Raw genomic sequence first — 10,062 nt, forward strand, 5'->3', positions numbered from 1 at the left:
AACCGACTATGCTCACGCGCTTGCGAGAAATTGTTGAGAAAGTGGCCGCGGCGGCCAGTCTGACAGATGCGCTGGATCTTTTGGTCAATGAAACCTGTCTGGCGATGGATACCGAAGTCTGTTCCATCTATCTGGCAGACAACGACCGCCGCTGTTATTACCTGATGGCGACGCGCGGGTTGAAGAAACCCCGTGGGCGAACTATTGCCCTGGCCTTTGACGAGGGCGTGGTTGGCCTGGTCGGGCGTCTGGCTGAGCCGATCAACCTGGCGGATGCGCAAAGCCACCCCAGCTTCAAATATATTCCGCAGGTCAAAGAGGATCGTTTCCGATCCTTCCTTGGCGTGCCGATCATTCACCGCCGACAGCTGCTTGGCGTGTTGGTGGTTCAACAGCGTGAGCTGCGCCAGTTTGACGAAAGCGAAGAATCCTTCATGGTTACCCTGGCCACCCAAATGGCCGGGATCCTGTCGCTATCACAGCTCAACGCCATTTTTGGTCAGTATCGCCAGACCCGTATCCGGGCGCTGGCTGCGGCCCCTGGTGTGGCGGTGGCGGAGGGGTGGTTGGATAGCAGCCAGCCTTCTCTCGACCAGGTATATAAAGCCTCCACGCTGGACACCGTCAGCGAACGTGAACGCCTGACGCAGGCGTTGGAAGAGGCCGGAGCAGAGTTCCGCCGTTTCAGTAAGCGTTTTAGCGCCAGTTCGCAAAAAGAGAGCGCGGCGATCTTCGATCTCTATTCCCACCTGCTCAACGATGCCCGCCTCAAACGTGAACTTTACGCGGAGATCGATGCCGGTTCGGTGGCCGAATGGGCGGTAAAACAGGTGATCGAAGCCTTTTCTGCTCAGTTTGCGACCTTGCAAGATACCTACATGCGCGAGCGCGCCAGCGATCTGCGTGCGCTTGGCCAACGCCTGCTATTCCACCTCGACGATACCACCCAAGGGGCAAGCCAATGGCCAGCCCGTTTCGTGCTGGTTGCCGATGAGCTGACGGCTACCCTGCTGGCCGAAGTGCCGCAGGATCGCCTGGCTGGCGTAGTGGTGCGAGACGGTGCCGCCAACTCCCACGCCGCGATCCTGGTACGGGCTATGGGCGTGCCAACGGTGATGGGCGCGGATATCCAGCCATCGCTGTTGGCTCAGCGGATGCTGATTGTTGATGGCTATCGTGGCGAGCTGCTGGTCGATCCGGAACCGGTGCTGGTGAAAGAGTATCAACGCCTGATCAGCGAAGAGCTGGAACTCAGCAAGCTGGCAGAAGATGACGTTGAACAACCCGCAGAGCTGAAAACCGGCGAGCGGATCCAGGTGATGCTGAACGCTGGCCTTAGCCCGGAACATGAACAACTGCTCGGCGGGCGGGTGGACGGCGTTGGCCTCTACCGCACCGAGATCCCGTTTATGCTGCAAAGTGGCTTCCCGTCGGAAGAGGAGCAGGTGGCGCAATATCAGGGCATGCTGCAACTCTATCCGCATAAGCCGGTAACGCTGCGTACGCTGGATATCGGCGCGGATAAACAATTGCCTTACATGCCGATCAGCGAGGAAAACCCGTGCCTGGGCTGGCGTGGGATCCGCATTACGCTGGATCAGCCAGAAATCTTCCTGATCCAGGTGCGCGCCATGCTGCGTGCCAATGCGGGCACCGGCAATCTGGGGATCCTGTTGCCGATGATCACCAGCCTGGAAGAGATCGATGAGGCCAAACGCCTGATCGATCGCGCCGGGCGGGAAGTGGAAGAGATGCTGGGCTACGACATTCCCAAGCCGCGGATCGGCGTCATGCTGGAAGTGCCGTCGATGATCTTCCTGATCCCTTATCTGGCCGCACGCGTCGATTTTATCTCCGTAGGAACCAACGATTTAACCCAGTACCTGTTGGCGGTAGATCGTAATAATACCCGCGTTGCCTCGTTGTACGACAGCCTGCATCCTGCCATGTTGCAGGTGCTGAAACTGATCGTCGAGCAGGGGACGGCGGCCGGATTGCAGGTCAGCCTGTGCGGGGAACTGGCAGGGGATCCGATGGGGGCTCTGCTGCTGGTGGGGATGGGTTACCGCAACCTGAGCATGAACGGACGTAGCGTTGCCCGTATCAAGTATCTGTTGCGCCATATTGAGCTGGAAGATGCGCAAGGGCTGGCCCAGCGGGTATTGAGCGCCCAGATGACGACCGAGGTTCGCCATCAGGTGGCGGCGTTTATGGAACGGCGTGGCATGGGCGGGCTGATCCGCGGCGGTCGTTGATTGAGCGTTGTGCAGCCCGTTAAGCGTTGACCGATTTTTTTACAGAACTTTTCCCAACCGGCAAGCCCGGACGTGGTTAAGCCTATGTTATGATGCGCCATCTCAATGCGCTGCTCCCGTTGCACGGGCTTTGCAGCGCGTTTGGCACCTGCCGCCCCCGCTTGGGGATGAATAACAGACATATTGTGGTGATAGATGAGCACTAGCTATCTGGCGTTTCCAAAATTTGATCCGGTGATTTTCTCTATCGGCCCGGTCTCTTTGCACTGGTACGGTTTGATGTACCTGGTTGGCTTTGTGTTTGCCATGTGGTTGGCAGTACGTCGTGCCAACAAACCCGGCAGCGGCTGGACCAAAGACGAAGTGGAAAACATGCTGTATGCCGGTTTCCTTGGGGTCTTTATCGGTGGTCGCGTCGGCTATGTACTGTTCTACAACCTGCCGTTGTTCCTGGATAACCCGCTTTACCTGTTCAAAGTCTGGGATGGCGGTATGTCATTCCATGGTGGCCTGATCGGTGTGATCGCGGTGATGCTGTGGTTTGCCCGCCGCACCAAGCGCAACTTCTTCCAGGTGTCTGATTTTATTGCCCCCCTGATCCCGTTTGGTCTGGGTGCTGGCCGTCTGGGCAACTTCATTAACGGCGAGCTGTGGGGGCGTGTGACTACGGATACTCCTTGGGCGATGCTGTTCCCGAGCTCGCGCACGGAAGATATTGCCATTGTTGCCGCCAATCCTCAGTTGATGCCGTTGCTGAACCAATATGGCGTGTTGCCACGCCACCCTTCGCAGCTGTATGAAATGGTGCTGGAAGGCATTGTGCTGTTTATCATTCTGAACCTGTTTATCCGCAAGCCGCGTCCGATGGGGGCCGTATCGGGCCTGTTCCTGATCGGCTATGGTGCATTCCGTATTATCGTCGAAGCGTTCCGCCAGCCTGATGCCCAGCTTGGCCTGTTTGACGGGGTGATCAGCATGGGGCAGATCCTGTCCGTGCCGATGGTACTTGCCGGTATTATTATGATGATCTGGGCGTATCGTCGTCGTCCACAGCAACAACTGTCGTGAGGAAAAATGAAACAGTATCTGGATTTGATGAACAAAGTGCTCGCCGAGGGCACCCCTAAAGCCGACCGTACCGGCACTGGCACGTTGTCGATTTTCGGCCACCAGATGCGTTTCAACCTGCAGGAAGGCTTCCCGTTGGTGACCACCAAGAAATGCCACCTGCGGTCGATTATTCATGAGTTGCTGTGGTTCCTGAACGGCGATACCAACGTGGCGTATCTGCGTGAGAATAACGTCAGCATCTGGGACGAGTGGGCCGATGAAAACGGCGATCTCGGCCCGGTCTATGGCAAGCAGTGGCGTGCCTGGGGTGCGGCGGATGGTCGTCAGATTGACCAGCTAAGCACCGTGCTGCAACAGCTGAAACAGGATCCGGACTCGCGCCGCATTATTGTTTCTGCCTGGAACGTGGGCGAACTGGATCAGATGGCACTGGCTCCGTGCCATGCCTTCTTCCAGTTCTATGTGGCAGACGGCAAACTCTCTTGCCAGCTGTATCAGCGTTCGTGCGACGTGTTCCTGGGCCTGCCGTTCAATATTGCCAGCTATGCCTTGCTGGTACATATGATGGCGCAGCAGTGTGATCTGCAAGTGGGCGATTTCGTCTGGACCGGTGGTGACACGCATCTGTACAGCAACCACATGGAACAGACGCAGCTGCAATTAACCCGCGAGCCGCGTGCGTTGCCGAAACTGGTGATCAAACGCAAGCCAGCCTCGCTGTTTGATTACCGCTTTGAAGACTTTGAGATTGAAGGCTACGATCCACATCCGCCAATCAAGGCTCCTGTCGCCATCTGATTTATTGAGGGCCGAATCCGGCCCTCACTCAACGGCTTTTTTCTTCCGACGTACGTAGGATCGCCGCATGCTGCGTTTGTTTAACCGCGTATCGCCGTGTCCGTGATGCATTGCCAAAATGCGAAGTCGTGCTCAATTTCTCCCAGCTCGTTACCTGCTAACTAAAAATTCTGCGCATCATTTTCCAGCCTGATAAAAGCTGCCTTTCACCGCGCAGCTGACTGATTACACTTGCCGTATGAACCGATATAAAAATAACCCCGAACATCAGCAAGGGCTGACGCTGATCGAGCTGCTGATCGTGATGATACTGGCGGGGATGCTGACCTCCTGGGGGGTTAGCCAATGGCATCATTACCAACAGGCGCTGCGGCTAGAGCAGACCGCCCAGCAACTGCTGGCGTTTTTAACGCGCTTGCAGGCTGACGCCAACTGGCATAACCGCAACGCTTTACTGTGGTTTCGGCCTGGGAAAGCGTGGTGCGTGGGCAGTGGCCCGCTGGCGGTATCTTGTACTGCGGCGGCCGATCGGGCGTTTATCCCTGACTACCCGGATGTCGAGTTACAAGGTTTTACCCAAAAGGAGGTCGGATTCTATGGGGTGCGCAACAATGCCCAGGCCGGGCATATCTTGCTGGGGAATCAGGCTGGCCGCATACGTGTGGTGCTCTCCGCCAAAGGGCGGTTGCGGCTGTGCAGTGAAGTCACCGCGATCCGGAGCCTGCCGTTATGCCAGCCTTAGAACAAGGCTTCACCCTGCCAGAGGTGCTGCTGGCGATGACTTTCGGCAGCCTGATTACGTTGGCAGCAGCGAAAACGTTACCGATACTGCGTCAGCAGACGGTTGATGTGGGCCGTCACTATCGGTTGGAACAGGTGTTGCGCCAACTGGCCTTCGGAATTGAAAAGGATCTGCGCCGTAGCGGGTTTTGCGCCGGGCAGTGTCAGGGGCGTTCACTGCTGATTGGCCATGCGGTGGGCGAAGCACCGGGTAGCTGTGTGATTGTGGCTTACGATCTGAATCGCAACGGCCGTTGGGAAAGCAGTGGCGATGCCGAGTATTTTGGCTACCGCTTGCGAGCCGGTGGGTTGGAGGGGCAAAGCGGTGTGACACAGTGCCAGGGCAGCGGCTGGGAACGCTTGCTCGATCAGGAAGAGGTTCGGATAGAGTCTTTCTCTGTCAGTAATATCGCAGGGAACGGGGGCAAGTCGCTGGTGATGTTTACCTTGAGTGGCCGCTCAACGGTGCGGGCAAATATAGCACGCCGCCTGGAGTGGGCCGTCAGCATGGAGGCGCTCTAGATATGCATAGACAGCAAGGGGGCAGCACACTGGCTGCGGTGATGCTGTTGCTGGTGATGGGATTGATGATGCTTACCGCCCAGCAGCGGCAATTGGACAGTGCGCTACTGTTGGCCATCGATCAGCAACGCTACCTGCGGGCCTATAATCAGGCCGCTTCGGCCTTGAGCTGGGGGCTGGCGCAACCGTGGCCACGGGAGTCTTTACAGGTAACCCGCTGGTCTTGCCAGCAGATGAACGGTGAGGCTTTATTGGCCTGCGCTCGGCTCTCTGTCCGTAGCGGTTTGGTGATGGTACGCGGGGCGGGGGATATCGCAGGGGCGGAACCTTTGTGGCTATACCAACTGGCCACGCAGAAAGGTGGGGCTGGTGGAAATCGGCTACAAGCGCAAAAAGGTGGCTGGCTGGATTTTTGCCCGGAGAAACGAGAGAGCGACTGTGCAGAATAAACGGGCCAACTGGCGCACTCAACGGGGTTTCAGCCTGCCTGAAGTACTGATCGCCGCATTGTTGTTCGCCGTCTCGCTGCTCGGGCTGTTACAATATCATCAGGTGTTGTTGCAGGCTTTTCAACGACAGTGGCAATACCGGCAGGCCTGGTCGTTGGCGCACCAACAGCTGGAAATATTCAATGCCGGTGCCGAAATGAACCGTGCCATCACGCTACCTGCCAACTGGCAATACCAGGTCGAAACTCATCTGGCGCAAGGCACATGCCTGCGGCGCACGGTGAAGATCCAAACTCCGCTGCACCAACAGGTTGAGCTTAGCCGTTGGTATTGTGGGCAGTAGCGACTAACCGGGGCAACATGTGGCTCTGTGGGCGCAGCATGTTGCGGCCCTACGTAATGAGTCAGTTTCGATTTGTGAGTGGCCCAGATCGGCTCCCCTCGCTTTAGCCGAAGTGTCCTCGATCGGTCCCCTCTCCCTGTGGGAGAGGGTTAGGGTGAGGGGGACAATCGTCGGTAATGCACTTTTTCGCTTCCAAGGAGCCTCATGTTTACGGTTTATCATTCCAATCAGTTGGACTTGCTGAAAACGCTGACCAGCGCGCTGATAGCCAGAGAACCTTTGACCGATCCGTTCCAACAGGAAGTGGTGCTGGTGCAAAGCCCCGGCATGGCGCAGTGGCTACAGATGCAACTGGCCGAACAGTTTGGTATTGCCGCGAATATCATCTTCCCGCTACCGGCGACCTTTATCTGGGACATGTTCACCAAAGTATTGCCAGGTATTCCCAAAGAGAGTGCCTTTAGCAAAGATGCCATGACCTGGAAGCTGATGTGGCTGCTGCCAGAGATGCTGGCGCGGCCAGAGTTTGCTCCTTTACAGCATTACCTGACCGATGACGCGGACAAGCGCAAGATCCACCAGCTTGCCGGGCGCGTTGCCGACCTGTTTGACCAATATCTGGTTTATCGCCCGCAGTGGCTGGAGAGCTGGCAGCGTGGGGAACAGGTCGAAGGGTTGGCAGAGGCGCAAAGCTGGCAAGCTCCCCTGTGGCATCGGCTGGTGGAATATACCCACGAACTGGGACAACCAGAATGGCACCGTGCCAACTTGTATCGCCGGTTTATCAGCGCGTTGGAAAATGCCACTCAATGCCCAGCGGGCTTACCGCCACGCGTGTTTATCTGCGGAATTTCTGCCTTACCGCCTATCTACCTGGAAGCATTGCAGGCCTTGGGTAAACATATTGATATCCACCTGATGTTTACCAACCCCTGTCGTTATTATTGGGGCGATATTCAGGACTACGCCTTTCTGGCCCGCTTGCAGAGCCGCAAACGCCGCCACTATCATCAGGCCAGGGAGCAAGGTTTGTTCCGTCAGCCGGAACAGGCCGCCCAACTATTTGATGCCGAAGGTGAACAGCAACTGAGTAACCCGCTGTTGGCTTCCTGGGGCAAACTGGGACGCGATCATCTATATTTACTGTCGCAGATGGAGGCAGTGCAGGAGGTGGATGCCTTTGTGGAGATCCCAGCAGATAACCTGTTGCACGCCATTCAGCACGACATGCTGGAGCTGGAAGATCACGCCCTGATCGGCACCACGCCGGAAACTCTGGAGCGCAGCGACAATAAACGCCAGCTCGATCCGCAGGATCGCTCCATCAGCCTGCATGCCTGCCATAGCCCGCAGCGTGAAGTCGAAGTGTTGCACGATCAACTGCTGGCCATGCTGGCTGAAGATCCGCAACTGACCGCGCGCGATATCATCGTGATGGTGGCGGATATCGATAGCTATACCCCGTATATTCAAGCGGTGTTTGGCAATGCTCCCGCTGGGCGCTACCTGCCGTTTGCCATTTCCGATCGCAAGGCCCGGCAGGCGCATCCGGCGTTGCAAGCCTTCATTTCCTTGCTGGATCTGCCGCAAAGCCGCTTTACCTCAGAGCAAGTACTGGCGCTGTTGGACGTGCCCGCGCTGGCGGCGCGATTCTCGATCCAGGAAGAGGGGCTGAGCCTGTTACGTCACTGGACTGGTGAATCTGGGGTTCGTTGGGGTCTGGATGATGACAACGTGCGCGAGCTGGATCTGCCTGCAACCGGGCAACACACCTGGCGCTTCGGCCTGACGCGCATGCTGCTGGGTTACGCCATGGACAGCAATGCCGGAGATTGGCAGGGCGTATTACCTTATGATGAGTCAAGCGGGCTGGTGGCCGAATTGGCCGGGCAACTGGCCGATCTGTTGGCGCAGCTCAGCCGTTGGCGACAAATTCTGAGTGAAGAGCGGCCATTGGCGGAATGGCTGCCATTGTGCCGCCAGTTGCTCAATAGTTTCTTTGAGACAGACAGCGAAACGGAAGAGGCGTTGGCGCTGATCGAAGAGCAGTGGCAGAAGGTGGCCAGTTTTGGCCTGGCGGCGCGCTATCCCGATGCCGTCCCGCTGACGTTGCTGCGTGATGAACTGGCTGCACGGCTCGATCAGCAGCGCATCAGCCAGCGTTTCCTGGCAGGCCAGATCAACTTCTGTACCCTGATGCCCATGCGCTCTATTCCGTTTAAGGTGGTTTGCCTGTTGGGTATGAACGATGGCGTCTATCCCCGCACTTTGCCGCCGTTGGGGTTTGACCTGATGGCACAGCAAATCAAGCGGGGCGATCGCAGCCGCCGTGACGATGACCGCTACCTGTTCCTGGAGGCGATCCTTTCTGCCCAGCAGCGGTTGTATATCAGCTTTATCGGCCGCTCGATTCAGGATAACGGCGAGCGCTATCCTTCGGTGCTGGTCACCGAGCTGTTGGAATATCTGCAACAAAGCTACTGCCTGCCTGGTGATGAGGGGCTTGATGCGGACGGTAGCGCACACAGCGTTGGTGAGCACTTGCTGAAACGCCATGCCCGTATGCCGTTTGCAGCCGAAAACTTCCTGCCGGGGAGTGAAGATCAAAGCTATGCGGCAGAATGGCTCGCGGCAGCCGATGGCCGTGGCGCCGCACATCCACAGTTTAATCACCCCTTGGTGGCGGAAGAGAAAACCCAGGTAGCTCTCGATGAACTGTTACGTTTTTACCGCCATCCCATCCGTGCCTTCTTCCAGCTACGTTTGGGTGTGAACTTCGTGCTGGAAGAGACCGAACTGCCGGAAGACGAGCCGTTTACGCTGGATAACCTCAGCCGCTATCAGTTCAACAGCCAATTGCTGAACACGCTGATCGAGGGGGAGGATGAAAGTAAGTTATACCAACGGGTGCGCGCATCGGGGGGATTACCTTATGGGGCCTTCGGCGAGATCTACTGGCAAAAGCAGCAGGAAGAAATGGCAGAGCTGGCCGAGCGGGTGCGTGAACAGCGCCAGGAGAACGGCAGCCTGGAGTTGGACATCGACGTGGCGGGCATGCGTATCACCGGCTGGCTGCATCAGGTACAGCAGGATGGCTTGCTACGCTGGCGGCCTGCAACGCTTTCGGCCGTCGACGGCATCTTGCTCTGGCTGGAGCATCTGGTGTACTGCTGCGTTGGCGGGAGCGGGGAAAGCCGCATGTTTGGCAGCAAGAACTCCGCCTGGCGTTTTGCCGCGCTGACAAGTGACGAAGCCCACGCGCAGTTGGCAGAGTTGGTGGCGGGTTACCGCCGTGGCCTGTCGCAACCGTTGATGCTGCTCAATAAAAGCGGCTGGGCTTGGCTGAGCCAATGTTATCAGGCAGAAACGCAGCAGATAGACTGGGATGAAGAGGTGCAGGTCAAGGCTCGTGCCAAGCTGCTGCAAACCTGGCAAGGCGATCAGCGTATCCCTGGCGAAGGGGCTGATCCTTATACCCAGCGCGTTTTCCGGCAGATGGATAATGTTCACCTTGAACAGATCCTGTCCGAAACCGAGCGTTATCTGCTGCCCGTTGCCCGGCATAATCTGGGGTAACCATCCCTCGGTGGCACTGGTTGGCGGGAGATGGTAAAAATAAAATGGTTTTATGCTCAACCAATGGGGGTAAATCCGGTCTTACATAACGTATCGGCATATACGTTGTAGCGCTGTGTAGGCAGTGCTCCAGCGATATGGGCTATAGTTGGTTAAGCGTTTAGAACCGTAATGCTTTGAGTTAGAAATTGAATTTCATTGGACATCACTTTCGGTTGTGTCATTTGCACCGTGCTGTCAACGTCAGGGAGTTGGCGTGATAGCCAGA

General features: G+C 57.1%; 8 protein-coding genes. All 8 read left to right on the top strand.

The window, feature by feature from the left end:
* Positions 1-8 precede the first annotated feature (8 nt).
* The 8 genes from ptsP to recC all read left to right on the top strand — a co-directional run bounded on the left by ptsP (position 9) and on the right by recC (position 9,794).
* On the top strand, positions 9-2,255 hold the full coding sequence (ptsP, locus tag U869_RS0114315) for a phosphoenolpyruvate--protein phosphotransferase (RefSeq protein ID WP_025120842.1): 2,247 nt from the start codon (positions 9-11) through the stop codon (positions 2,253-2,255).
* A 195-nt stretch (positions 2,256-2,450) separates the two neighbouring features.
* Positions 2,451-3,323: a prolipoprotein diacylglyceryl transferase gene (lgt, locus tag U869_RS0114320; protein WP_025120843.1), complete on the top strand. Its 873-nt coding sequence runs from the start codon at positions 2,451-2,453 to the stop codon at positions 3,321-3,323.
* Between the two features lie 6 nt (positions 3,324-3,329).
* Positions 3,330-4,124 (top strand): thymidylate synthase, encoded by a 795-nt coding sequence (thyA, locus tag U869_RS0114325; protein WP_025120844.1) that lies wholly within the window; start codon positions 3,330-3,332, stop codon positions 4,122-4,124.
* A 238-nt stretch (positions 4,125-4,362) separates the two neighbouring features.
* Positions 4,363-4,866 (top strand): prepilin peptidase-dependent protein, encoded by a 504-nt coding sequence (locus U869_RS0114330; RefSeq protein ID WP_025120845.1) that lies wholly within the window; start codon positions 4,363-4,365, stop codon positions 4,864-4,866.
* Positions 4,854-5,426, top strand: coding sequence for a prepilin peptidase-dependent protein (locus tag U869_RS0114335; protein ID WP_025120846.1), 573 nt, complete (start codon positions 4,854-4,856; stop codon positions 5,424-5,426). The genes U869_RS0114330 and U869_RS0114335 overlap by 13 nt, the downstream gene beginning before the upstream one ends.
* Positions 5,427-5,428: 2 nt before the next feature.
* On the top strand, positions 5,429-5,875 hold the full coding sequence (locus U869_RS0114340; RefSeq protein WP_025120847.1) for a YgdB family protein: 447 nt from the start codon (positions 5,429-5,431) through the stop codon (positions 5,873-5,875).
* Positions 5,865-6,218 (top strand): prepilin-type N-terminal cleavage/methylation domain-containing protein, encoded by a 354-nt coding sequence (locus tag U869_RS0114345; RefSeq protein WP_025120848.1) that lies wholly within the window; start codon positions 5,865-5,867, stop codon positions 6,216-6,218. The genes U869_RS0114340 and U869_RS0114345 overlap by 11 nt, the downstream gene beginning before the upstream one ends.
* A gap of 204 nt (positions 6,219-6,422) precedes the next feature.
* Entirely contained in the window at positions 6,423-9,794 is a 3,372-nt protein-coding gene (recC, locus tag U869_RS0114350; protein WP_025120849.1) for an exodeoxyribonuclease V subunit gamma, read from the top strand.
* Positions 9,795-10,062: the final 268 nt, after the last annotated feature.

The sequence above is a fragment of the Serratia sp. H1w genome, from assembly GCF_000633355.1.
Lineage (GTDB): Bacteria > Pseudomonadota > Gammaproteobacteria > Enterobacterales > Enterobacteriaceae > Chania.